The 22,146-nt window shown below is 71.5% G+C and carries 32 protein-coding genes; 24 read left to right on the top strand and 8 right to left on the bottom strand.

Annotated features, from left to right (window positions below):
• Nucleotides 1-36: 36 nt before the first annotated feature.
• Nucleotides 37-945, bottom strand: a complete 909-nt coding sequence (locus tag ACZ6JT_RS21920) for an alpha/beta hydrolase fold domain-containing protein (RefSeq protein ID WP_469212031.1) — start codon at nt 943-945, stop codon at nt 37-39.
• Nucleotides 946-1,156: 211 nt separating this feature from the next.
• Here ACZ6JT_RS21920 and tdh point away from each other — a divergent pair, with 211 nt between their 5' ends.
• The 4 genes from tdh (at nt 1,157) to ACZ6JT_RS21900 (ending at nt 5,507) form a co-directional block, all read left to right on the top strand.
• Nucleotides 1,157-2,185: an L-threonine 3-dehydrogenase gene (gene tdh / locus ACZ6JT_RS21915; protein WP_469212029.1), complete on the top strand. Its 1,029-nt coding sequence runs from the start codon at nt 1,157-1,159 to the stop codon at nt 2,183-2,185.
• A gap of 147 nt (nt 2,186-2,332) precedes the next feature.
• The gene (locus ACZ6JT_RS21910; RefSeq protein ID WP_469212027.1) at nt 2,333-3,541 is read left to right on the top strand and encodes a glycine C-acetyltransferase; all 1,209 of its coding nucleotides are present in this window, start codon (nt 2,333-2,335) and stop codon (nt 3,539-3,541) included.
• Nucleotides 3,542-3,750: 209 nt separating this feature from the next.
• Nucleotides 3,751-4,665: a LysR family transcriptional regulator gene (locus ACZ6JT_RS21905; RefSeq protein ID WP_469212025.1), complete on the top strand. Its 915-nt coding sequence runs from the start codon at nt 3,751-3,753 to the stop codon at nt 4,663-4,665.
• 152 nt (nt 4,666-4,817) lie between these two features.
• On the top strand, nt 4,818-5,507 hold the full coding sequence (locus ACZ6JT_RS21900; protein ID WP_469212023.1) for a hypothetical protein: 690 nt from the start codon (nt 4,818-4,820) through the stop codon (nt 5,505-5,507).
• A 51-nt stretch (nt 5,508-5,558) separates the two neighbouring features.
• Here ACZ6JT_RS21900 and ACZ6JT_RS21895 read toward each other — a convergent pair whose 3' ends face one another.
• Nucleotides 5,559-6,338 (bottom strand): DeoR/GlpR family DNA-binding transcription regulator, encoded by a 780-nt coding sequence (locus ACZ6JT_RS21895; RefSeq protein ID WP_469212021.1) that lies wholly within the window; start codon nt 6,336-6,338, stop codon nt 5,559-5,561.
• A gap of 193 nt (nt 6,339-6,531) precedes the next feature.
• Between ACZ6JT_RS21895 and ACZ6JT_RS21890 the strand changes: the two genes are divergently transcribed.
• From ACZ6JT_RS21890 to ACZ6JT_RS21880, 3 genes are read left to right on the top strand one after another with little or no spacing between them, the layout of a single operon-like run.
• Entirely contained in the window at nt 6,532-7,434 is a 903-nt protein-coding gene (locus ACZ6JT_RS21890) for an SIS domain-containing protein (protein WP_362855011.1), read from the top strand.
• Nucleotides 7,431-8,267, top strand: coding sequence for a class II fructose-bisphosphate aldolase (locus ACZ6JT_RS21885; RefSeq protein WP_469212019.1), 837 nt, complete (start codon nt 7,431-7,433; stop codon nt 8,265-8,267). Before ACZ6JT_RS21890 ends, ACZ6JT_RS21885 begins: the two co-directional genes overlap by 4 nt.
• A 23-nt stretch (nt 8,268-8,290) precedes the next feature.
• Nucleotides 8,291-8,818, top strand: a complete 528-nt coding sequence (locus tag ACZ6JT_RS21880) for a hypothetical protein (protein WP_469212018.1) — start codon at nt 8,291-8,293, stop codon at nt 8,816-8,818.
• 18 nt (nt 8,819-8,836) lie between these two features.
• Here ACZ6JT_RS21880 and ACZ6JT_RS21875 read toward each other — a convergent pair whose 3' ends face one another.
• A complete protein-coding gene (locus tag ACZ6JT_RS21875) occupies nt 8,837-9,022 on the bottom strand; it encodes a hypothetical protein (protein ID WP_469212016.1) in 186 nt (61 codons plus the stop codon).
• Nucleotides 9,023-9,145: 123 nt separating this feature from the next.
• Here ACZ6JT_RS21875 and ACZ6JT_RS21870 point away from each other — a divergent pair, with 123 nt between their 5' ends.
• From ACZ6JT_RS21870 to ACZ6JT_RS21860, 3 genes are all read left to right on the top strand, one after another.
• The gene (locus ACZ6JT_RS21870; protein WP_365473727.1) at nt 9,146-10,336 is read left to right on the top strand and encodes an acyl-CoA dehydrogenase family protein; all 1,191 of its coding nucleotides are present in this window, start codon (nt 9,146-9,148) and stop codon (nt 10,334-10,336) included.
• A 78-nt stretch (nt 10,337-10,414) separates the two neighbouring features.
• The gene (locus ACZ6JT_RS21865) at nt 10,415-10,585 is read left to right on the top strand and encodes a hypothetical protein (RefSeq protein WP_469212014.1); all 171 of its coding nucleotides are present in this window, start codon (nt 10,415-10,417) and stop codon (nt 10,583-10,585) included.
• Between the two features lie 32 nt (nt 10,586-10,617).
• A complete protein-coding gene (locus ACZ6JT_RS21860; protein ID WP_469212012.1) occupies nt 10,618-10,881 on the top strand; it encodes a GlsB/YeaQ/YmgE family stress response membrane protein in 264 nt (87 codons plus the stop codon).
• A gap of 377 nt (nt 10,882-11,258) precedes the next feature.
• Here ACZ6JT_RS21860 and ACZ6JT_RS21855 read toward each other — a convergent pair whose 3' ends face one another.
• Genes ACZ6JT_RS21855 through ACZ6JT_RS21845 form a run of 3 tightly spaced genes read right to left on the bottom strand, consistent with a single transcriptional unit; the run spans nt 11,259 to nt 12,933 of the window.
• Nucleotides 11,259-11,621 (bottom strand): hypothetical protein, encoded by a 363-nt coding sequence (locus ACZ6JT_RS21855; protein WP_469212010.1) that lies wholly within the window; start codon nt 11,619-11,621, stop codon nt 11,259-11,261.
• Nucleotides 11,618-12,298, bottom strand: a complete 681-nt coding sequence (locus tag ACZ6JT_RS21850) for an Asp23/Gls24 family envelope stress response protein (protein ID WP_469212008.1) — start codon at nt 12,296-12,298, stop codon at nt 11,618-11,620. Before ACZ6JT_RS21850 ends, ACZ6JT_RS21855 begins: the two co-directional genes overlap by 4 nt.
• Nucleotides 12,289-12,933 carry an RNA polymerase sigma factor gene (locus tag ACZ6JT_RS21845; protein ID WP_469212007.1) on the bottom strand — a complete coding sequence of 215 codons (645 nt, stop codon included), beginning with the start codon at nt 12,931-12,933 and terminating at the stop codon, nt 12,289-12,291. The genes ACZ6JT_RS21850 and ACZ6JT_RS21845 overlap by 10 nt, the downstream gene beginning before the upstream one ends.
• A gap of 163 nt (nt 12,934-13,096) precedes the next feature.
• Between ACZ6JT_RS21845 and ACZ6JT_RS21840 the strand changes: the two genes are divergently transcribed.
• The 6 genes from ACZ6JT_RS21840 (at nt 13,097) to ACZ6JT_RS21815 (ending at nt 15,831) form a co-directional block, all read left to right on the top strand.
• The gene (locus ACZ6JT_RS21840) at nt 13,097-13,573 is read left to right on the top strand and encodes an Asp23/Gls24 family envelope stress response protein (RefSeq protein ID WP_469212006.1); all 477 of its coding nucleotides are present in this window, start codon (nt 13,097-13,099) and stop codon (nt 13,571-13,573) included.
• A gap of 62 nt (nt 13,574-13,635) precedes the next feature.
• Nucleotides 13,636-13,815, top strand: coding sequence for a DUF2273 domain-containing protein (locus tag ACZ6JT_RS21835; protein ID WP_365473747.1), 180 nt, complete (start codon nt 13,636-13,638; stop codon nt 13,813-13,815).
• Between the two features lie 53 nt (nt 13,816-13,868).
• Complete coding sequence (locus ACZ6JT_RS21830) at nt 13,869-14,216, top strand: Asp23/Gls24 family envelope stress response protein (protein WP_469212559.1); 348 nt, start codon at nt 13,869-13,871, stop codon at nt 14,214-14,216.
• Between the two features lie 35 nt (nt 14,217-14,251).
• On the top strand, nt 14,252-14,902 hold the full coding sequence (locus ACZ6JT_RS21825; protein WP_469212004.1) for a DUF6286 domain-containing protein: 651 nt from the start codon (nt 14,252-14,254) through the stop codon (nt 14,900-14,902).
• Between the two features lie 48 nt (nt 14,903-14,950).
• A complete protein-coding gene (locus ACZ6JT_RS21820; RefSeq protein ID WP_469212002.1) occupies nt 14,951-15,553 on the top strand; it encodes an alkaline shock response membrane anchor protein AmaP in 603 nt (200 codons plus the stop codon).
• Nucleotides 15,554-15,657: 104 nt separating this feature from the next.
• On the top strand, nt 15,658-15,831 hold the full coding sequence (locus tag ACZ6JT_RS21815; RefSeq protein WP_469212000.1) for a CsbD family protein: 174 nt from the start codon (nt 15,658-15,660) through the stop codon (nt 15,829-15,831).
• A gap of 122 nt (nt 15,832-15,953) precedes the next feature.
• On the opposite strand, the gene ACZ6JT_RS21810 is transcribed toward ACZ6JT_RS21815, so the two are convergent.
• Both ACZ6JT_RS21810 and ACZ6JT_RS21805 read right to left on the bottom strand, forming a co-directional pair.
• Nucleotides 15,954-17,054: an SRPBCC family protein gene (locus ACZ6JT_RS21810; RefSeq protein ID WP_469211998.1), complete on the bottom strand. Its 1,101-nt coding sequence runs from the start codon at nt 17,052-17,054 to the stop codon at nt 15,954-15,956.
• A gap of 3 nt (nt 17,055-17,057) precedes the next feature.
• On the bottom strand, nt 17,058-18,131 hold the full coding sequence (locus ACZ6JT_RS21805; protein ID WP_469211996.1) for a histone protein: 1,074 nt from the start codon (nt 18,129-18,131) through the stop codon (nt 17,058-17,060).
• A gap of 200 nt (nt 18,132-18,331) precedes the next feature.
• On the opposite strand from ACZ6JT_RS21805, the gene ACZ6JT_RS21800 reads away from it, so the two are divergent.
• Genes ACZ6JT_RS21800 through ACZ6JT_RS21765 form a run of 8 tightly spaced genes read left to right on the top strand, consistent with a single transcriptional unit; the run spans nt 18,332 to nt 22,095 of the window.
• Nucleotides 18,332-18,703 (top strand): gas vesicle protein GvpO, encoded by a 372-nt coding sequence (locus ACZ6JT_RS21800; RefSeq protein WP_469211994.1) that lies wholly within the window; start codon nt 18,332-18,334, stop codon nt 18,701-18,703.
• 29 nt (nt 18,704-18,732) lie between these two features.
• Nucleotides 18,733-19,197, top strand: coding sequence for a gas vesicle structural protein GvpA (locus ACZ6JT_RS21795; protein WP_469211992.1), 465 nt, complete (start codon nt 18,733-18,735; stop codon nt 19,195-19,197).
• 3 nt (nt 19,198-19,200) lie between these two features.
• Nucleotides 19,201-19,920 carry a GvpL/GvpF family gas vesicle protein gene (locus tag ACZ6JT_RS21790; protein ID WP_469211990.1) on the top strand — a complete coding sequence of 240 codons (720 nt, stop codon included), beginning with the start codon at nt 19,201-19,203 and terminating at the stop codon, nt 19,918-19,920.
• A gap of 27 nt (nt 19,921-19,947) precedes the next feature.
• Nucleotides 19,948-20,196, top strand: a complete 249-nt coding sequence (locus tag ACZ6JT_RS21785) for a gas vesicle protein GvpG (RefSeq protein ID WP_469211988.1) — start codon at nt 19,948-19,950, stop codon at nt 20,194-20,196.
• A 21-nt stretch (nt 20,197-20,217) separates the two neighbouring features.
• Complete coding sequence (locus ACZ6JT_RS21780; RefSeq protein ID WP_469211986.1) at nt 20,218-20,634, top strand: gas vesicle protein; 417 nt, start codon at nt 20,218-20,220, stop codon at nt 20,632-20,634.
• On the top strand, nt 20,631-21,473 hold the full coding sequence (locus tag ACZ6JT_RS21775) for a GvpL/GvpF family gas vesicle protein (RefSeq protein WP_469211984.1): 843 nt from the start codon (nt 20,631-20,633) through the stop codon (nt 21,471-21,473). The genes ACZ6JT_RS21780 and ACZ6JT_RS21775 overlap by 4 nt, the downstream gene beginning before the upstream one ends.
• The gene (locus ACZ6JT_RS21770; protein WP_469211982.1) at nt 21,470-21,694 is read left to right on the top strand and encodes a gas vesicle protein; all 225 of its coding nucleotides are present in this window, start codon (nt 21,470-21,472) and stop codon (nt 21,692-21,694) included. Before ACZ6JT_RS21775 ends, ACZ6JT_RS21770 begins: the two co-directional genes overlap by 4 nt.
• On the top strand, nt 21,691-22,095 hold the full coding sequence (locus tag ACZ6JT_RS21765) for a gas vesicle protein K (protein WP_469211980.1): 405 nt from the start codon (nt 21,691-21,693) through the stop codon (nt 22,093-22,095). The genes ACZ6JT_RS21770 and ACZ6JT_RS21765 overlap by 4 nt, the downstream gene beginning before the upstream one ends.
• Nucleotides 22,096-22,146 lie beyond the last annotated feature (51 nt).

The raw sequence follows: 22,146 nt of genomic DNA, 5'->3' as shown, positions 1-22,146 counted from the left end.
GGCACCTCGGCTGACGGACGGGCCATGACCGACAGGTCACAGCTCCGCCGTCGCCCTGATCAGCTCGACGATCCGGTCGCGCGCCGCCCGCCCCTCCGGCACCGGAAGCAGCGGGTAGCTGTGCGGCAGCCCGACGGCCTCGTGGAACTCCACCTCGGCCCCCTCCGCGCGCGCCCGGCGCAGCAGCTCCCTGCTGTCCGTGGTCAGCACGTCCCGGGTCCCGGTGAACACCGTCAGCGGAGCCAGGCCCGCGAAGCTCCCGTGCAGCGGACTCACGCGGGGATCGTCGGCCGCCAGGGTCCCCGCGTACAGCCGGCCGGCCTCCCGCAGCCCCGAACGCGCCAGCATCGGATCGGCCGCCTCGATCGCCGCCTGGTCCGGATGGCTCATGGTCACGTCCAGCCAGGGCGAGATCAGCACGATCCGGGAGGGCTGCGCCCCGGTGCGGTCGCGCAGCCGCTGCGCGGCCGCCAGCGCCAGCCCGGCCCCCGCCGAGTCCCCGATGAGCACCGTCCCGCCGCCACCGCCGCCCGCGATCAGGCCGCTGAGCAGGTCGGCGGCGACCGGGACGGTCCGGTCGGCGGTACCGCGCGGAGCGAGGACGTACGCCGGTACGACGACCCGCGCCCGCGCCTGCGCGACCAGGGTCCGGATCAGCGCCCAGTGCGGGCGGACCAGTTCGTTGATGTACCCGCCGCCGTGCACGTACAGCACCTGCGCCGCGGGCTCCCTCCCGAGCGGGGAGACGTCGTACACCGGCCAGGCTCCGACGAAGGTCCGCGAGATGTCGGCGACCCGGCCCAGCGAACGCGGCGGCAGATGCGATGCGGGCCGGCGGGCGGACTCCGCCACCCGGGTCCGTACCGCCTCGGCGCTCGCGAACCGTCTTCGGCGTCCCGCCGCGATCAGCGCCGCCGACAGCGCCCTGCTGCGCAGACTCGGCACGCCCCTCACCTCCCCTTTTCCCCACGCCGTCGCCGGCGCGAGCCCCTTCCCCGTCACGGGAGGAGCATAGGCGTGAAGCTGCGCTGTCGACCCGCTTAAGAAAGTCTCGATGGACTGATCACCGCGCCGATCGGCAGATTGGTGCACGTCACCGCCGCCGTTCGGGGCCGTTTGCCCGAGGCGCCCCCTTCCGCATGCCTGGAGCCACCCCATGAAGGCACTCGTCAAGCACAAGGCCGAGCCCGGACTGTGGCTGATGGACGTCCCCGAGCCCGAGTACGGCCCCGGCGACGTGCTGATCAAGGTGCTGCGCACCGGCATCTGCGGAACCGACCTCCACATCCGGGCCTGGGACGGCTGGGCGCAGGGCGCGGTCAAGACCCCGCTCGTCCTCGGTCACGAGTTCGTCGGCGAGGTCGCGGCGCTCGGCGCGGACGTCCGCGACATCGAGGTCGGCGCGCTCGTCAGCGGCGAGGGTCACCTGGTGTGCGGCAAGTGCCGCAACTGCCTGGCCGGCCGCCGCCACCTGTGCCGCAGCACGATCGGGCTCGGCGTCGGGCGCGACGGTGCCTTCGCCGAGTACGTCGTCCTGCCCGCGCAGAACGTGTGGGTGCACCGCACCGCCGTCGACCTCGACGTGGCGGCGATCTTCGACCCCTTCGGCAACGCCGTGCACACGGCCCTGTCCTTCCCGATGGTCGGCGAGGACGTGTTGATCACCGGCGCCGGACCGATCGGGATCATGGCGGCCGCCGTGGCCAAGCACGCCGGCGCGCGCAACGTGGTCATCACGGACGTCAGCCCTGAGCGGCTGGAGATCGCCCGCAAGGCGGGCGCCACGCTCGCGGTGAACGTCGCCGAGTCCTCGATCGCCGAGGCGCAGGCGCGGCTCGGTCTGCGCGAGGGCTTCGACGTCGGCCTGGAGATGTCCGGCCGCGCCGAGGCGATGCGCGACATGATCGACAACATGACGCACGGCGGCAAGATCGCCATGCTGGGCCTGCCCGCGCAGGAGTTCCCCGTGGACTGGGCGAAGGTGGTCACCTCGATGATCACCATCAAGGGCATCTACGGCCGCGAGATGTTCGAGACCTGGTACGCGATGACCGTGCTGCTGGAGGGCGGGCTCGACCTCAGCCCCGTGATCACCGGCCGCTACTCCCACCGCGACTTCGAGGCCGCCTTCGACGAGGCGTCGACCGCCCGCAGCGGCAAGATCATCCTGGACTGGACGGCGTAACCGCCCTCCGTCATCCGAACCCTCTCCCTCCGGCCGGGCCCCGCACCCTCTCCCCCAGACTCCGTCCGGGGGACCCCCACCCCCCACGGGGCCCGGCCCCCCTTCCTCGTCCCCTCGCCGCCCTCCGCCGCACAAGGAGAACCGCACATGTTCGAGACCGTCCGCGAGGACCTCCGCACCACCCTCGACGAGATCCGCGCCGCCGGCCTGCACAAGCCCGAGCGCGTCATCGGCACCCCGCAGAACGCCGCGGTCGCCGTCACCGCGGGCGGCACCCCCGGCGAGGTCCTCAACTTCTGCGCGAACAACTACCTGGGGCTGGCCGACCACCCCGAGGTCGTCACCGCAGCGAAGGACGCACTGGACCGGTGGGGCTACGGCATGGCCTCCGTCCGCTTCATCTGCGGCACCCAGGAGGTGCACAAGGAGCTGGAGGCGCGCCTGTCGGCCTTCCTCGGTCAGGAGGACACGATCCTCTACTCCTCCTGCTTCGACGCCAACGGCGGAGTGTTCGAGACCCTGCTCGGCGCCGAGGACGCGGTCATCTCCGACGCCCTCAACCACGCCTCCATCATCGACGGCATCCGGCTGAGCAAGGCCAAGCGCTTCCGCTACGCCAACCGTGACATGGCCGAGCTCGAGACCCGCCTGAAGGAAGCCACCGAGGGCGGCGCCCGCCGCAAGCTGATCGTCACCGACGGCGTCTTCTCCATGGACGGCTACGTCGCCCCGCTCGCCGAGATCTGCGACCTGGCGGAGCGCTACGACGCCATGGTCATGGTCGACGACTCGCACGCCGTCGGCTTCGTCGGCCCCGGCGGCCGCGGCACCCCGGAACTGCACGGCGTCATGGACCGCGTCGACATCATCACCGGCACCCTCGGCAAGGCCCTCGGCGGCGCCTCCGGCGGCTACGTCGCGGCCCGCGCCGAGATCGTGGAGCTGCTGCGCCAGCGCTCGCGCCCGTACCTCTTCTCCAACTCCCTCGCCCCGGTCATCGCGGCGGCCTCCCTCAAGGTCCTCGACCTGCTGGAGTCCGCTGGTGACCTGCGCGAGCGGCTCGCCGCCAACACCGCGCTCTTCCGCACGAAGATGACCGAGGCCGGCTTCGAGATCCTCCCCGGCGACCACGCCATCGCCCCGGTGATGATCGGCGACGCGGCCGAGGCGGGCCGGATGGCGGAGCTGCTTCTGGAGCGCGGGGTCTACGTGATCGGCTTCTCCTACCCGGTGGTGCCGATGGGCGCGGCGCGCATCCGCGTCCAGCTCTCTGCGGCCCACTCGACGGCCGACGTGGAGCGCGCGGTGGCGGCGTTCACGGACGCCCGCGCGGCGCTGGCGGTCGAGAAGGCCTGAACGGCCCGAGTGGCCGCAGGGGGCTGAGTACCGGAGTGGCCCAAGTGGCCCAAGTGGCCCAAGTCGTCTGAGATGCCGGAGAGCTGTGAGGGGCCCGATCGGCCTCGGCTGCCTCGGCGGCCTGAGGGGCCTGAGGGGCCAGAGGGGTCCACGAGGTTCCAGAGGTCCGGGCGGCCGAGGGGCCCCGCGTGGCCTGCGACAATGGAGGGGTGATCGACCCCCGCCGGCTGCGCATCCTGCGGGCCGTGGCGGACCACCGTACGGTGACCGCCGCGGCCGCAGCCCTTTACCTCACCCCCTCGGCCGTCTCCCAGCAGCTCGCGGCGCTGGAACAGGAGACCGGCCACGCGCTGCTCACCCGCAGCGGTCGGGGCGTACGGCTCACCGCGGCCGGTGAGATCCTGCTCGGCCACACCCACGAGGTCCTGGCGCAGCTGGAGCGGGCCGAGGCCGAACTCGCGGCGTACGCGGGCGGCTCGGCGGGCGAGGTCACCGTGGCCGCGTTCGCGACGGGGATCGCGGAGGTCCTGGCCCCGGCCATCGCCCGGCTCGCCCTGGAGCGGCCGGGCATCCGGCTGCGGGTCCGTGACGCGGAGGGCGACCAGAGCCTGCCGCTGCTGCTGGACGGCGAGGCGGACGTGGCCCTGGCGGTCGAGTACCGGGGCGGCCCGGGGGCGGACGACGCCCGGCTGTCGGTCCTGCCGCTCTACGCGGAGCCCTTCGACGCGGTGCTGCCCTCGGGCCACCCGCTGGCCGACCCGCCCGCGGTATCGCTGGCGGACCTGTCCGACGCGGACTGGGTGGGCCAGTACCCCGGCAACCCCTGCCATGACGTGACGCTGCTGGCCTGCGAACTGGCCGGCTTCGAACCGCGGCTCGTCCACTCCTCCGACGACTTCCGCGCCGTGACCGCGCTGGTCGGCGCCGGGGCCGGCGTGGCCCTCGTACCCCGCTCGGCGCTGCGCGGCATGGACCTCAAGGAGGTCCAGGTCCGCCCGGTCATCGGCCCGGCCGCCACCCGGCGGGTCTTCGCCGCCACCCGCCGCGGCGCCGAGACCCATCCCCTGATCGCCCCGGTCCTGGCCGCCCTGGTCCGGGAAGCGGAACGGGTGCCAGGTCACTGAGGGGCACGCCTTCGGACGATCGCCGTTGGGCCGATGTGCTGGCCTGCTCGCGTGTCCGGCGGGCCGGGGGACGGTGTCGCGGTCGGTACGGGTCACGCTCTGGTTCAGACCCGGGGAACGCCCCGGGGTTGTCCGAGAGCAGGAGCACTCGCATGAATCCTGAGCACAGCGCGACCCCGCAGGACGGGCCGACGCCCCGTGGCGGGCTGAAGGGGATCCGCAGACTCGTCGCGATCGCGGCGGCGGTGACCGTCGCGGTGGGAACCCCCGCGGTGGCGGTGGCCGCCGCCGCGACCAACCAGTCCGGCACCGGCACGACGTACGCCGCCGATCCGCACTGCGACGACGACTACGACGACGATGACGGCCAGCACCAGAACCGGAAGTGCAAGACCCCGAAGGCCAGACCGACCGTCACGGTGACGAGGACGGTCACCGCCCGCCCGACGGCCACGGCGACCACCGCGTGCGGCACGGGCGTCGACTCGACGCAGCAGAACGGCAACGAGCAGTTCCTCGCGGCACTCGTGAACGGGGTGGCGTACGCCGGCAGGCGGCCCAACATCAACACCAACCCGGACAACGCGAACATCGTGTCCGGTAGCCTCAACACCCCCGGCTGGACCAACCTGAGCACCATCACGGGCTACCCGACGGCTTCCCCGGTGTGCGACGTCTCGGTGGACGGCAACGGCAGCGACGTGTTCTACAAGGTCATCACCACGGCCGGAACGGTCCACACGCTGCACTGCGCCGCCAACGGCACCGCTCTCATCTGTCCCGCGCCGGCCACGGGCACGACCCCGGCGTCCCAGTGGGTGGCGGTGAGCCCCCAGCCGTAGCGCCGCGGAAGCGGGTGGGGCAAGGCCCCCGGCCGAGGCCGGCCGGGGGCTTCACACCCGGACGACCTCCACCCCGGCCGCCGTGAAGCGGGCCGCCACCTCCGCCGGAACACCGGTGTCCGTCACCAGTACGTCCACCTGTGAGGTCGCGCAGATGCGGGCGAAGGCGCGCACGCCCAGCTTGCTGGAGTCGGCCGCGACGACCACCCGGCGGGCCCGCTCGCACAGCAGGCGGTTGACCGAGGCCTCGTCCTCGTGCCGGGTCGCCGCGCCGTCCGCCGGGTCGAAGCCGTCCACGCCGAGCACCGCGGTGTCCACGGCGAGCTGGCCGAGCACCTGCTCGGCGAGGGGGCCCGTGAGCTCGTAGGACTGGGGCCGGGCGACACCCCCCGTCAGCACGATCTTGAACTGCGGCCGGATCACCAGCTCGCCCGCGATGTTGAGGGCGTTCGTCACCACCGTGAGCGCCGGCGAGCCCTGGGCCAGGTCCGGGCGGCCGGCCAGGGCCCGCGCCACCTCGGTGGTCGTGGTGCCGCCCGTCAGACCGACCACCTCACCCGGCGAGACCAGGGCCGCCACCGCCTCGCTGATCCGGCGCTTCTCGGCGGCCCGGCGCGAGGTCCGGTAGCGCAACGGGAGTTCGTACGAGACCCCGTGCAGCACGGCCCCGCCGCGGGTGCGGACCAGCAGCTGCTGTTCGGCGAGCTGGTCGAGGTCGCGGCGGATGGTCGCGGCCGACACGCCGAGGGCCTCCGCCGCCGGCTCCACCTCCAGCTCGCCCCGCTCCACGAGCAGGTCCAGCAGTGTCTGCCAGCGTTCCTTGCGCGTCATCGGCCGCCCCCTTCGGTGTTTCCTGCGACATTCGTTCCACGGCGCTCGCCGGTGGGTTCCCTCGGTCTCCACCGGCCCACCCCGGCGACACTAACTCAGTCGATCACTTCGTCGATGCTTGAAGTTGCGTGAAACTGCCCGATACCTTGCAGGAAAACGCATTCAGACCCGCCTGTCGCACGAGGGAGCCGGTATGAGTCACGTCGCGTACGAGTTGGGCACACAGCCCGCATGCTGGGAGCGGGCCGCCGAACTGGCCCCGGCCCGGCGGGCGGTGCTGCCGCAGCCGGGGGAGCGTACCGCGATCGTCGGGTGCGGGACCTCGTACTTCATGGCCCAGGCGGCCGCCGTCCTGCGCGAGGAGGCCGGGCAGGGCGAGACCGACGCCTTCGCCGCCTCGGAGTTCCCCCGTCACCGCCGCTACGACCGGGTCGTCGCGCTGACCCGCTCCGGCACCACCACGGAGGTGCTCGACCTGCTGGGAGCGCTCCGCGACGCGGGTGTGCCCACGACCGCCGTCATCGGCGATCCCGCGACCCCGGTGATGACCCTCGCGGACGAGCTCGTCGTCCTCGACTTCGCCGACGAACAGTCCGTCGTGCAGACCCGCTTCGCCACCACCGCCCTCACCCTGCTGCGCGCCCACGTCGGGCTGCACACCCCCGCCGTGGTCGCCGACGCCCGGACCGCCCTCACCGAACCGCTGCCCGCCGAGCTGGCGAGCCGGGGGCAGTTCACCTTCCTCGGCCGCGGCTGGAGCGTCGGGCTGGCCAACGAGGCCGCGCTGAAGATGCGGGAGGCCTCGCTGTCCTGGGCCGAGTCCTACCCGGCGATGGAGTACCGGCACGGGCCGATCAGCGTCTCCGGACCCGGCACCGCCACCTGGTCCCTCGACGAGGCCCCCGAGGGACTCGCCGCGCAGGTACGGGCCACCGGCGCCCAGTGGGTGGCCGGGCGGCTCGACCCGCTCGCCGAACTGGTCCGCGTGCACCGCCTCGCGCTCGCCGTCGCCGCCCACCAGCAGCTGGACCCGGACGCGCCGCGCCATCTCACCCGCTCGGTGATCCTCACCACCGGCGAGGAGGCGGTCCGATGAGCCTCGTACCCGCGGGCCCCCTCGTCCTGGAGGCGGCCCGCGCGGGCCGCGCCGTCGCCGCCTTCAACATCATCACCCTGGAGCACGCCGAAGCGGTCGTGGCCGGGGCCGAGGCCGCCGGGATGCCGGTCATCCTCCAACTCAGCGAGAACGCCGTGAAGTTCCGCGGCGGGCAGCTGCTGCCCATCTCCCGCGCGGCCGCCGCCTGCGCCGAGGCCGCCGGGGTCCCCGTCGGCCTGCACCTGGACCACGTCAAGAGCACGGAACTGCTCCGCCAGGCCTGCGACGCCGGGTACAGCTCGGTGATGTACGACGCGGCGCAGCTCCCGTACGGGGAGAACCTGGAGGCGACGCGCTCCGCCGCCGACTGGGCGCACGCCAACGGGCTGTGGATCGAGGCCGAGTTGGGCGAGGTCGGCGGCAAGAACGGCGCCGCCCCGCTGGACCCGCACGCGCCCGGCGCCCGTACGGACCCGGACGAGGCGCGGCGCTTCGTCGCCGACTCGCGGGTCGACGCGCTGGCCGTCGCGATCGGCAGCAGCCACGCGATGACCAGCCGGACCGCGGCGCTGGACCACGTACTGCTGGCCCGGCTGGCCAAGACGGTGGACGTGCCGCTCGTCCTGCACGGCTCCTCCGGGCTGCCGGACGCAGAGCTGTCGGCGGCCGTCGCCGGCGGCATCCGCAAGGTCAACATCGGCACCGCGCTCAACGTGGCCATGACCGAGGCCATCCGCACCCACCTCACCCCGGCGGACCCGCGGCCGTACCTGACAGCGGCCCGGACGGCGATGGCGGCGACGGCGGCGGCTATGATCGGCGCCCTGAACTGACGGGGCACGGGGGCGGGGCGGTCGTGGAAGCGCAATCCGGACGTACGAACCGGCGCAGGTTCCTGCTGATCGCCGGCCTGCCCCTGCTCGCCGCCGGAGGGCTCGTCACGTACGCCGCGTGGCCGGAACCGAACCCGGACAAGCTCCGGGTCCGCACCGACCTCGACCCGCTGAAGTCCCGCTTCGGGACGTACGTGGGCGAGCTGACCGAGGCGCACTGGGTGGGCTACGACATGGACGAGAGCCCCGGGGACCGGACCATCCCGAGCCCGGACTCCCGGATCCGCCTGGCCGGTGTCGCCCGCCTCGCGGCCGGCGGCGCGGCGGCGATCGTGCGCAACGCCGAGTACGTCTTCACGCCCACCGGGCCCGCGTCCGCGCTGCCCGCCCCGCTGGCGAAGTACGTGCCCGCGGACGCCGCCTGGCAGCACAGCCCGCAGTTCGACGCGTACGCGAACCGACCGCAGTCGTACGGCCGCCCCGCGGGCGCGTACCACCTCGACGAGGCACGGGACCTCGTCCACTTCGACCTCGTCTACCTCTCCACCTGACGGCCGGCGGCCGGCGGCTCACGGTTCGATCAACCGCCGCGCCAACTCCTCTCCCAGGCCCGCGCACTTCAGCTCCAAGGTCGCGCGGTGGTCCGCCAGGAAGGCGGCCGGCATGCGCCGTTCGTCACCGGTGGCGGGGCCGCTGAAGCGGCCGTCCCGCTCGGGCTCGACGAAGAACTCCGCTCTGCTCCGTGGGATGGTCATAACCGAGAGCATGGCCGCCGCCGCCCGACCGGCGGCACCCGGTCCTTCCCAATTTCTGCAACTGGTTCTACTCTGACCGCCGCCACAGCGAACCGGCTGGACCGCGACACTCCCGGAGGGGCCGTGCACCTCGAATACACGCCTGAGCAGCAGCAGTTGCGCACCGAGCTGCGTGCCTACTTCGCCGAGCTGGTACCGGACGACGTCTACGCCCGCTACGAGGACCCGGCCGCCCAGAAGCGCTACTACCGGGAGACGATCCGCCGGCTCGGCGCCGACGGCTGGCTCGGGGTCGGCTGGCCCAAGGAGTACGGCGGCCGCGGCATGTCCCCGATGGACCAGTTCATCTTCTTCGACGAGGCCGCGCAGGCCGTCGTACCGCTGCCCCTGATGGCGCTGAACACGGTCGGGCCGACCATCATGCAGTTCGGCACCGACGAGCAGAAGGCGTACTTCCTGCCGAAGATCCTCGCGGGCGAGATCGACTTCGCCATCGGCTACAGCGAGCCCGACGCCGGCACCGACCTCGCCGCGCTCAAGTGCAAGGCCGTCCGCGAGGGCGACGAGGAGAGCGGTACCTACGTCGTCAACGGCCAGAAGATCTGGACCACCAACGGCGACACCGCCGACTGGGTCTGGCTCGCCGTGCGCACCGACCCGGACGCCCCCGCGCACAAGGGCATCACCATGCTCCTCGTGCCGACCTCCGACCCCGGCTACTCCTGCACCCTGATCAACACCCTCGCCTCGCACGACACCACCGCCAGCTACTACGAGGACATCCGCGTCCCGGCGAGCCGCCGGGTCGGCCAGGAGAACAAGGGCTGGCGCCTGATCACCAACCAGCTCAACCACGAGCGCGTCACCCTGGCCGCGCACGGCACCATGGCCATCCGCGCCCTGCACGACGTCCAGCGCTGGGCCGCCTCGACCAAGCTCGCCGACGGCCGCCGGGTCATCGACCTCGGCTGGGTGCGCGGCCGCCTCGCGCGCACCCACGCCCGGCTCGACGCGATGAAGCTGCTCAACTGGCAGATGGTGAACGCCGTCCAGGCCGGCACCCTCACCCCGCAGGACGCCTCCGCGGTCAAGGTCTACGGCTCCGAGGCCCGCCGCGACGCGTACGCCTGGCTCATGGAGATCGTCGGCGCGGCCGGTTCCCTCAAGGACGGCTCCGCCGGCGCGGTCCTGCACGGCGAGCTCGAACGCGGCTACCGCAGCGCCGTCATCTTCACCTTCGGGGGCGGCAACAACGAGATCCAGCGCGAGATCATCTCGTGGATCGGCCTGGGAATGCCCCGAGTCCGCCGCTGACGCCCTTGTGGCCGAGTGAGCTGTTTGGGAATCGCCGGTGCGGACATATGCCTAGCATAAAGGGTTTAAGGGGATGATATGGGCACCGGTGAGAAAGCGAAGGCGGAGATGGAACGAGTGGTGGGAAGGGTCGTGAAGAAGGCGGCCCATGCCGTGGGCAAGGAGACTCTGGCAGCCAAGGGTGCCGCTCTGGAAGCCCGGGGCAAGGCCCGGCGCGTCAAGGAGAAGGGCAAGGACGCGTTGAGTTAGTACACGTTTGCGCGACGAGACAGGAAGGAATCATGGGCATACTCGCTTGGATTCTTATCGGTCTGTTCGCGGGCATCATCGCGAAAATGCTGATGCCCGGGAAAGACCCGGGCGGCATCATCATCACCATATTGATAGGCATCGCGGGCGCCCTGCTCGGCGGCTGGCTCGGTAAGGTGATTTTCGGAGTGGACTCCGTCGACGGCTTCTTCGAGATCTCGACGTGGATCGCTGCCATCGTCGGCTCCCTCATCCTCCTCGGCATCTTCCGCATTTTCAGCCGCGCTAGGCACTAGCGGGCAGCGGCAACCCGACGCCGGTCCCTTTGACACGCGAAACGGCTTCCCCGCACGAGCGGGCGAAGCCGTTTCCCTCGTTCACCGCGCCGGGCGCGGATACGCATAACCCACGCAGGAGGCGCTTCATCCTCCGACGCAGGGCCCGCCGGGCGGCCCACACCGTCACGCGCACACCCCACGTCGCCAGTCGCAAGAGGATCCCCCCGACGAGAGGTCGTCGCATCCAGCGAACGAGCGCCCAACGCCGTCTCCATTTGTGTCCGTGCCGCCCCGGGATCAGCTTCACGATTGCCTCCCGCAGCTACGGGCCGGCGTTCTCGAGCCCACATGTGCCACCTACCCGGTTTCCGAGGATGAGAACGCCGAGCGGCTCGCTACCCGGTGCGCGTGACGGTGACCACGACGGTCACGGGCGCTGCCGTGCCCTGCTGGGCCAGGTAGGCGGTGACGGCCGTCCGCACGTCCTCGCGGACCCTTCGGGCCACGTCGACGACCCGGTGGCCCGCGTCCAGGACGCAGCGCACCTCCAGGTGCCAAGCGCCGGCCGGGGTGAGCTCGCAGCGGACGCCGGCTGCCCCCTGGTGCCCGGTGGGACCTGCGGCCACGGCTTCGTACGCGCGGGAGGCGGCGAGTGCCAGCCGGTCGGCGAGCGCGGGCTGGAGTGCGACCACGCCGGAAACGTCGAGGGCGGCCCGGGCTGTCGCCCGGTGGATGTTCTCGCGGTCGGAGGCGGTCATGGTCCGCTCGGTTCGGACTGCTCGCCACTGGGCGCGCGGGACGGTTCCAGCACGGCGTTGACTTCCACGTCGACGGCGGTGACGGCGAGGCCGAGCACGTGCTCAGCCGCGTGGAGGACGGCTTGGCGTACTGCCTCGGCTCGCCCCCGCAGCGGCTGGTCGAGCGTGGCCGCCAGCGTGATGGCGACGACGTGGACGACGTGGCCGTCCGTCGCCGAGGCGATGCGGCAGCTGGCGGCACGGACGCCGGCCACGGTGTCGGCGGCCCGGCGCAGCACTTTCGCGGCGGCGCTCTCGGCGATCCGCAGGTCGTGACCGGGGTCGTCGAGCAGCAACATGGCGCCGAGTCGTACCTCGCTGCGGACCGCGTTGATGACCCGGTTGACGAGGCTGCGGTCATCGGGTTGTTCCTCGGCGCGCAGAGCCCACGTAGCCCGGTCCAGGGCCGTCAGCCCTTCGATGGCCTCGCGGCAGTGCGGGCAGCGCCTGCTGTGCGGGTCCGAGACGCCGACCGCGTCACGGGCCTGTTTCCAGGCACGGCCGAGAGGACGTCCGCAGGGCAGGAGCTCCCCACCCGCCGGCAGTTCCGCGTCGAAAGGCGGCGACGCTTCGGCCCTTGCGGCGCTCACGCCTGCGGGCTCGCCGCCGTAGGTCGGCTGCGGGTCGTCTAGCGCCATGGGCGCATCGCCTCCGTCAGAGCGCGTCGTGCGCGGAAGAGTCTGCCGCGCACCGTCTGTTCACTGCTGCCCACGACGTGGGCGATCTCCTCGTAGTGCAGACCGTGCAATTCCCGTAGCACCCAGCACACCCGGAGCTCGGGGCCCAGTTCCAGGAGCGCCTGGGTCAGGGCGGCCGTCGCCGCGTCCGTCTCGGCCACTTTGGGTGGTGAGCTGTTCGCATCCGAGGCAGGGGGTTCCGGGACGGAGTCCAGGGGCAGCGGATGGGGCCGACGGCGCAGCGCGTTGAGGCAGCGATTCGTCACGATGCGATACATCCAGGTGCTGAACGAGGCGCTGTGCCGGAATTCCGGCAGCCGCCGCCAAGCGCTGATGAATGCTTCCTGGACCGCGTCCTCCGCGTCCGCCCGGTTGCCGAGCAGATGCCGGGCGAGGGCGAGCAGGCGGCCGGTGTGCCGACGGACCAGGACGGCGAAGGCGTCCTCGTCCCCTTCCGAGGCGCGTATCGCCAGCACGCCGTCGTCCAGTGCGCCGACGGCGTCCCGCTCCGCGGCGACGGCGACGATCGGCACCGCTGCCGACCGCAGGGGCAGGCCTGCGCCGGGCTGGGGGGAGGGGTCGGTCCGGTTGCGCATCCGACGCTCGCTTCCTGCCGACGACGCTCGTCGCGGTCCGCGTGGGTACTCCTCGATGGTAGGCGGATTCCGCCGCGCGGCCGCGTGAGGAATGTCCACGCGAGGTGTCCCAAGCATGAGGGCGCCGCACCGGCGCCCGGATATCCACCCCGGGGAGGTCCTCATGTCGGACACCATCAACCCCACCTCAGGCGGGGAGTCACGCCCTGCGGGCAAAACCCTCACGGGCCCCACAGGCGCCGGAACCGCGGCCGAGACGCGGGGCCGGACGACCATCGCCGACAGCGTGGTCGAGAAGATCGCGGGGTTGGCCACCCGCGAGGTGCCGGGCATCCACAGCCTCGGATCCGGCATGGCCCGCACGCTCGGGGCAGTGACCGAAAAGGTCCCCGGGGGTCGTACCAGCGTGAGCCGCGGTGTGAAGGTCGAGGTGGGCGAACGGCAGGCCGCCGTCGATCTCGACGTGGTCGTGGAGTACGGCGTGGCCATCGTGGACATCGCCGCCGACGTGCGCACGAGCGTCATCACCGCTGTCGAACGTATGACCGGCCTTGAGGTCGTCGAGGTGAACATCGCCGTCGACGACGTCCACCTCCCCGACGAGGAGGACGAGGACGAAGGCGAGGGACGTGTGCAGTGACCCCTCGCAGCCCCGGAACCGGAGGGCCGCGAAACAACCGATGAGAAATTCAGGTGAGTGAAATGAGCGCAGCAACCGTGGGGCTGATCGCCGGCATGGCCCTGGGCTTCGCCGCCTTCTTCGGCGGCTTCTGGGCGTTCCTGCTCGTGGCGTTCCTGGGCCTGGTCGGCCTGATCATCGGCCGCATGTTGCAGGGTGACCTGGAACTGTCCGACTTCACGCGCTCCCGGAACCGGCAGTGACCTCGCAACCTGCGGCTGCGCCGCACGGGCGGGCGGCAGCCCCCACCCCGTCGGTGCTACCGGCGGCCGAACGCGGGGCCACGGTGATCCCCGACAGGGTGGTCGCCCGCATCGCGGCCCGCGCCGCAAAAGAGGCACTGGCCACGCACACGGACGCCTCGGCCACTCACGTGAAACTGGCCGGGCCGCGTGCCTCGGTCGCCGTCGGCAGCGGCGCGGCGCGGCTGGGGCTGACTCTGGACCTGCCCTACCCGGTGGACCTCGCCGACGTCTCCCGCCGGATACAGCAGGACGTCAGCGAGCGCGTCACCCATCTGACCGGGGTGCGGGTCACGGAAGTCACCCTTGCCATCGAGCACCTGATTCCCGCCGATGGCCTGGAAGACCGCCGCGTGCAGTGAACCGGACCGCATTCCCACCGGGAAGGAGAGCCGGCATGGAACGCGAGCAAGACGCCCCGGCCGAGAAAGAGCAGCCCATCGCGACGGACGGGGCCACCTCCCCCACCACAGGACTGCTGGACGAGCGGCCTGCGGCCCGACCGCAATCCGCTGCCCGGCGCCCGTGGTCCGCGCGCCGCATACCCGCCGCGCTCACAGCCCTGGTCATCGCGGTCGCGGCCGGCCTCCTCCTGTTCGACGTCATCAGGGTCCGCGCCGGCCAGGCCGCGGCAGGCTGGCGCAGGCACCTGGCCGACGAACTGGCCACCCGCCCGCTGGATGACCTCGCGGTGCAGGTCGGCGCCGCCGTCGTCGCCGTTATCGGCCTCTGGCTGATCATCCTGGCGCTGAGCCCAGGGCTGCGCCGCCGGCTGCCCCTCCAGACTCCCGACCCGCGGATGCACGCCGTACTGGACCGCGGGGCCGCGGAACTGAAGCTGCGGGACGCCGCGATGCGCGTCCCCGGGGTGAGCGCTGCCAAGGTCCGGTTCTTCCAGCGCCGCGTCAAGGTACGCGCGGACGTGCGGTTCCGTGCCCCCGCCGACGTCGAGTCCGATCTGCTGGCCGTTCTGCGGGAGGAACGTGACAGGCTCGCCCTCGCACGCCCTCCGTCGCTCGCCGTGCGGGTACGCCCGCGTCGCAAGTAGTCGTACCTGGGGCTGTCCGCCGCCAAGCAGGAGGCAGAAGGGGATCCGATGAAAAGGAAAACCGCCATCAATCGAACTCTGCTCGCCCTGGCAGGCATCATCCTGCTCGGCACGGGCCTCCTGGTCCTGGCGGGCGGCTTCGACCTGTACCGGCGCTGGCGACTGTCACCGCCCGACGGCTGGCCCCTCACCACTCCCCGCGACGTCCTGCTCGCAGACGCCGACCGCACCCGCTGGGCGGACGAAGGGTGGTGGTGGCCCGCTGCCATCGCCGTCCTGGCCCTCGTCACCCTGCTCGCCCTGTGGTGGCTGCTGGCGCAGCTGCGCCGCGCTCACCCCGGCACCCTGGCCGTGGGAGGAGCCCACGCCGTGGACGGAGTGGAACTGCGCGAGGGCGCCCTCAGCGACGCTCTGGCAGCCGACGCCCGGCACCTGCCCGGTGTTCACCAGGCCCGCGCACGGATGGACGGCTCGTCGAGCCATCCCGAAGCCCATCTCGACCTCACCCTGACCCCTGACACCGAGCCGGGGTCCGTCCTGCGGGCGCTGCGCGACGGTCCGCTGAAACGCGCCTGCCGGTCCACAGGCCGGACCCTTCCCGCACGGGCGCACCTGCACCTGACCCCGCACAAAGCCCACCGTGCCGATTAGGGACCCTTTTGTTCGGGATGCGGCGAATGCGTACTCGCTCTCGCGAGGGGTAGCAGCTGAGCAGGCTGATCTGCCAAGCGCCGAGTGGCGGGGAGGTGAGAGGAATGGGTGCAGGCAAGAAGGTCAAGAACGTGGCCAAGACGAGCAAGGGCAAGGTGAAGGAGACCACCGGCAAGGCGGTGGGGAACGAGAGCCTGGAGGCCAAGGGGCGCGGTGAGCAGGCGATGGGTGACGCGAAGCAGGCCGCCCAGAAGGCGAAGGACGCGCTGAAGCACTGACACGCCGAGAGGTGCCTGAGGTGATGTGGGGGTGAGGGCCGGCGGGAGATCTCCCACCGGCCCTCACACGCGTCACGAGTCAGCCGCCGGTGCTTCGAAAGGACGGCTTCACGAGGACGGCTTCACGCGGGCTGCCGGTGCCGGCGCCGACGGGGCGGAGGGGGCTCCTCCGCTGCCTCCTCGTCCGGTTCCTCGTCTTCCTCTTCGTAGGGTTCCTCCTCCGCCTCCTCAGGCTCCTCGTCCTCCTCTTCGAGCTCCTCGTCGCTGTACTGAGCGTCCTCGTCCTCGTCTTCGTCCGCTTCCGCGTCTTCGCCCTGCTCCTGGCCGTCCTCGTACTCCTCCTCGTCCTCCTCGGCGCCGCCGTCCTCGTCCTCTCCCTCCTCCGCTTCCTCGGCCTCTTCTTCGTCGACGGCTTCCTCGTGTGTCCGGACGACCTCGCCGTCGCGGATCTCGCCGCGCCAGCCTTCCGGTTCGTCGGTGGTGAGCATGACGTGGCGCAGGAAGTTCTTCAGGTCCAGGCGCAAGCGGCGGCCCTGTGCGCGCCAGAGATTGCCGGTCTTCTCGAAGAGTCCTGAAGGGTAGTACTCGACGACGATGACGATGCGGGTCAGTGACGGGGCGAGTTCGTGGAAGGTGACGCAGCCGCGGGTGGTTCCCTTGGCGCCCTGAGAGGTCCACACGATGCGGTCGTCGGGCACCTGTTCCTGGACGGTGGCCTTCCAGCTCCGCGTGGAGGGGCCGACCTTGACCTTCCAGTCGCTGTTGGTGTCGTCGTCGCGGGAGACGTCGCGGACGCCTTTGGTGAACCCGCTGAAGTTCTCGTACTGCGTCCAGTGGTCGTAGACCGTGCGCAGCGGCAGGCCGACGTCGAGGGCCTCGACGATGTTGACGACTTTGCCGCCACTGCCCTTGCGGCCGCGGCCTTTACCGCCGCCGCCGAACGCCTCGGTGACCTTGTCCTTGATGTTGCCGAGTTTCTGGCCGGCGAACGCCTTCAGCGGGGAGTCGCCCTGCAGCATCCGGCCGCCGATGCCGGCGACGTCCGAGAGGCTGCCGTTGTTGTCGGCGACGTCGTAGAGCTGGTCGGTGACGTCGGACAGCTTGTCAGTGGCCTTGTCGGCCAGTTGGTCGGCCTGGGCGGCGAGATATCCCGTGAGTTCCTTCAGCAGCTTGTCCATCCCGGAGAGGGAGTCCGACGAGCCTTTGCGGTCTGAGGTTGCCATGGCCTACCTCCGCGTGGACGGCTTGCGCGCCGCCGTCTTCTTGGCGGCCGTCTTGCGGGCGGCCGGGGTGCGGCCTGTGGCCTTCTTGGCGGTGGACTTGGTGGCAGCGCTCTTGCGTGCCGGACTCTGAGCGGTGCTCCGCTTGCGCGGCGGGGCACTGGCCTTCTTCGCGGCCGCCCTTCGCGGGGCGCTCTTCTTTGCGGGCGCCGCCTTCTTCGCCGGCCGAGCGCCGCCGGTCTCCTTCGCCGCCGTCTTCCTGGCGGGGGAGGACTTCTTCGTCGCGGCCTTCTTGGCGGGTGTGGCCTGCCGGGAGGGCGCTGCCTTCTTCGCGGGGCTCCTCTTCGCGGGTGCGGCCTTCTTCGCGGGTGCGGCCTTCTTCGCAGGTGCTGACTTCTTCGCCGGGGTGGGGCGCCGGACGCTCTTCCTGGCGGGGGTCGCGGTCCTGTCGCTGCGTGCGCGAGCCGAGGTACGAGTGCGGCGCGGCGGGGGAGGCTCTTCTTCTTCCTCTTCTTCCTCCTCCTCCGGCTCTTCCTCCTCGGGTTCTTCCTCTTCCTCGGGTTCCTCGTCCTCTTCGGCCTCCGCCTCAGGTCCCTGCTCGCCTTCTTCCTCCTCTTCCTCCTCCTCGTCTTCCTCGAGCTCGTCCTCGGGCTCGTCCTCGGGCTCGGCTTCCCCCTCCTCGTCCTCTCCGGCGTACTCCCTGCCTTCCTCGTCCTCGTACGGCTCCTCGTCCTCGTCCTCGTCCTCGCCCTCCTCGTCCTGACCGCTGCGGGTGAGCTCCAGGGTGCGGTCGTGCAGCACGCCGGCGAGGTCGGCGAGCTTCCGGTTGGCCGCGACAGCCAGCGCCTGCTTGCCGGCGTCGAGGGCCTCTCCGCGCAGCTGCTCGGCGAGTTCTTCGAACTGCGGCATCTCCTTGAGCCGGGACGCACCTTCCTTGAGCAGCTGTCCGGGTTCGAGCCCGAAGCGGCGACCGGCGAGATAGGTCGCCACGGTGAACGCAAGGCGGCCCTTCTTCGTCCGGCCGAGTAGGTATCCCCCAGCCACAGCGGCTGCGAGCGCGATCTTGCTGGTGTCCTCCATGGTCATTCCCCTGCCAGGGCGCTTTCGGTCTACGTGGTGTCGCCCGGGGGAGTGGATCCCCACGCTCACACTGCCCGCTGGCGAGAAGGAGGTCCGGCCGGAGGCCGTCCTCGGAAGGCTTCTGCCCCCTATGTGGGGCCTATGCCTGGATTTGGTGACATTCTAGTTTGTGTGAGCCCGTCTCCCCCAGGGAGGGGCATATGGCCGCAGCCGAACCTGCACGCCCCCGGCGGGCCTCTGCGCATGCCGCCGGTGAGGGCGAAGGGCAGGCGAGGGACAGGACCGGGCGTGCGCCGCGGGGCCGTTCCCGCAAGGCGGGCGCGGCGGCGGCGATGCGTGCCGCGGCGCAGCAGCTCGCCGAACTGCTTGGCCGACCTCCGGATTCCGTCTCCTCGCTCAAGCCGACCGAGGACGGGTGGGAGGCGCAGGTGGAAGTGGTGGAGCTGGAACGCATCCCGGACACCACCAGCGTGATGGCCAGCTATCGCGTCGCGCTGGACGAGGACGGTGAGCTGATCTCCTACGAACGCACCCGCCGCTACACGCGCGGCATGATCGACCGGCCGACCTGAGGGCAGGCCGACCGGCGGAAGGAGGCGCCATGACCATGGTGCCGCAGGGCGGCGGCCCCGTCGCCCGAGGGCAGGGAGGCGGCACGAGCAGCCTCTACGACGTCCTCGAGCTCATCCTCGACCGCGGGCTGGTCATCGACGTCTTCGTCCGCGTCTCCTTGGTGGGCATCGAACTCATCAAGATCGACGCGCGGATCGTGGTCGCGAGCGTCGACACCTACCTGCGCTTCGCCGAGGCCTGCAACCGCCTCGACCTCGAAGCAGGCCGCAAGGCCCCGGCCCAGCTTCCCGAGGTCATGGGGAACATGCTTGAGGGCGGTGCCCGCGGGAAGACGAAGGGTGCCCTCAGCGGCGCCGTCGATGCCGTGACCGATTCCCTGACCGGCAAATCCTCCAAGTCCAGGGAGCCGGAAGAAGAGGAAGAAGCGGAGGAAGAGGCGCCCAGGCGGCGGCGTCCGGCTGCCCGACGCCCCGCACGGCGGGAGAAGGAGTAACCGATGCCGCTCTACGTGTACTCGATCACCGCGAAGGACCACCCCCTCCACCTGGACGGCGTCAGCGGCGTCGGCGCCGAGCCCTCCCCTCTGCGCACGGTCACCGCAGGCACGCTGAGCGCGGTGGTGAGCGACATCGCCGAGGAGATCCGCCCCAAACGCCGCGACCTGAACACCCACCAACAGGTCCAAGAGCTGCTGATGGCCGACGGGGTGATCCTGCCGCTGCAGTTCGGCTACATCGCCACCGACGACCTCGCGGTCCGCCAGGTGCTCGAGTCCAACGCGGAGAGCTACCTCGGTGCGCTCAAGCGGCTGGAGGGGTGCGCCGAGTTCCACGTCAGGGCCTCGCAGGCCGATGAGGCTCCCCTGCTGCAGCAGATCCTCCAGGACGTGCCCGAGGCGAGCGACCTCAACGACCGGATCCGCGGCGGAGACCCGGATCCGGCCCTGCCGCTCGCCCTCGGCGAAATGGTCGCCCGCGAGGCGCAGGTACGGCAGGAGGCCCTGGCGGCCGGCCTGACCGAGGCGCTCGTCCCCTTCTCCCGCGAGTACCTGACCCACCCGCCCTCGGGGAACGACTTCCTCAACCTCTCCCTCCTCGTACCCGAAGAGCACGAGGAGCCCCTGCGCACCGCGCAAGCCAACCTGGCCCGGGAGATCGGCAGCGGCGTCGAACTGCGCTTTTCCGGACCGCTACCCCCGTACAGCTTCGTCCAGTAACCACCCCATCCCCGGGAGGGGGACGCCATGGGACTCCTGACCTACCTCCTGACGCTCCCCGTCGCCCCGGTACGCGCCGTCACCTGGGTCGCCCAGCGCGTGGTCGACAAGGCGGAAGAGGAGTACTACGACCCCGCGCCGATCTGGCGCCGGCTGGCCGAGCTGGAGCAGCAGCTGCTCCGCGGAGAGATCGACCAGGAGACCTTCGAGCGCCAGGAGGACGAGCTGATCGACAGGCTCGAAGAGATCGCAGCGTTCCGGCAGCAGCAGCCCTGAGTCGAAGGAGGAGGGGCCACCGTGACCGAACCACTGCCCGGCCGACCCGGCAGCTTCGCCTCCCGCGCGCCGATGCCGTACGGACAGTCCTCCTCCAGCCTCGCCGACATCCTGGAACGCGTCCTGGACAAGGGCATCGTCATCGCCGGCGACATCCGCATCAACCTCCTCGACATCGAGCTGTTGACCATCAAACTCCGCATCTTGATCGCCTCCGTGGACAAGGCCAAGGAAATGGGCATCGACTGGTGGGAGCACGACCCCTCCCTGTCGTCCCGGCACACGGGCAGCCCCCTCGAACAGGAGAACCGCCGGCTGCGCGCGGAACTCGAAGACCTCCGCGGCCGACTCGAAGGCGGCGCGTACGACGAAGAGGAAGCCCAGGACCGGAAACCGGGCGGCCGACCGGCAGGCCGACGACGGGAGAGCCCTCCGTGAACACCCCCGGCAGCCTCACCTACGTCTACGCGGTCACCCACCGGACCGGCCTGCTGGGCGACGCCCTCGCCGGCCTGCGCGGCATCGGCCAGGCGCCGCTCAGGCTCCTTCCGCTCACCGCCGACGCCACCGAGCCCGCCCCCGGCGCCTCGATCGCGTCGCTCGCCTGCGTGGCCGGCGACGTACCCGAACGGGAGTTCAACGAGATCGCCCTCAAGCACCATTTCGAGGACCTGGACTGGCTCGAGTACGTAGCCCGCACCCATCATGACGTCGTCCAGGCCGTCGCCGCCCGGGCCCCCGTCCTGCCCCTGCGCATGGCCACCGTCTACCAGGACGACCAGCGGGCCCGGCAAGCGCTCTCGGCTCGACAGGGCGCCTTCGGCCGGCGTCTCGACCAGCTGCGCGCCCACACTGAGTACGGCGTGAAGATCTACCTCACCGCCGAGGCCACGCAGCCCCCTCCGGCGGCCGCCGCCCCGTCCGCCGGCCCGGGCAAGGCCTACCTCCAGGCCCGCAGGGCCCAGCGCCACTCCCGCGACGCCGCCTACCGGCAGGCAGAGCAGGCCGCCGAGACCATCGAGGCCATCGCCTCCCGCCATGCCACCGAGCGGGTACGCCACGCACCCCAGCGCGGCGAACTCACCGGGCCCCGGGAGAACGTCCTCAACGACGCCTACCTCATCCCCGACGACCAGGCCCCGCAGTTCCAGGCCGCCATCGCCGATGCCGCCCAGCGGTTCCCGGACCTGAGCATCGAGGTCACCGGCCCCTGGGCTCCCTACTCCTTCGCCACGCCGGCAGCCGGCCCGGCCGACGCCCCCGAGCCGCCACCATGACCGTCGGCGAACGCGGCGAACACGGCGAGCCCCTGCCCGGCCGCCAGGTCGCCCTCGTCGACCTCCTCGACCGGCTGCTGAGCGGCGGAGTCGTCCTCACCGGCGACATCGTCCTGTCCATCGCCGACATCGACCTCGTCCGCATCTCACTGCGCGCCCTCATCGTCTCCGTCAGCTCCGAGACCGCCCCCGCGGGGGGCGTGGGAGGCCGGTCACGATGAGTCATGAACACCCACCGGCGCCACACTCCCGGCGCGGCCGAGTCCAAGACCTGGGCGACAGCCTCTCCCAGGCCTTCCGGCTGGTCCAGGCGCCCCCCACCCGTCACGACGAGTCCGCCCGCCCGGCCCACCGCCTGACGACCGACCCGGACGCCGTCGGGGAAGACCTCCTGAAGCTCGTCCTCACCATCATCGAGCTTCTGCGCCAGCTCATCGAACGCCAAGCCCTGCGCCGCGTCGATGCCGGGGATCTCACCGACGCACAGGAAGAAGAACTCGGCGCCACCCTCCTCGCCCTCCACGACAGCCTCGCCGACCTCTGCGAGGAACACGGCTACGCCCTGGAGGACCTCAACATCGACCTCGGCCCCCTCGGTCCCCTCCTCCCGCCCCGCGGCTGACGCCCCCTTCACCACACGTCGCCTCCCCCTTCAGGACGGAGGCGATCAGCG

The organism is Streptomyces sp. NPDC046308, from assembly GCF_055588065.1.
This window is presented reverse-complemented; position numbering and strand designations above follow the sequence as displayed.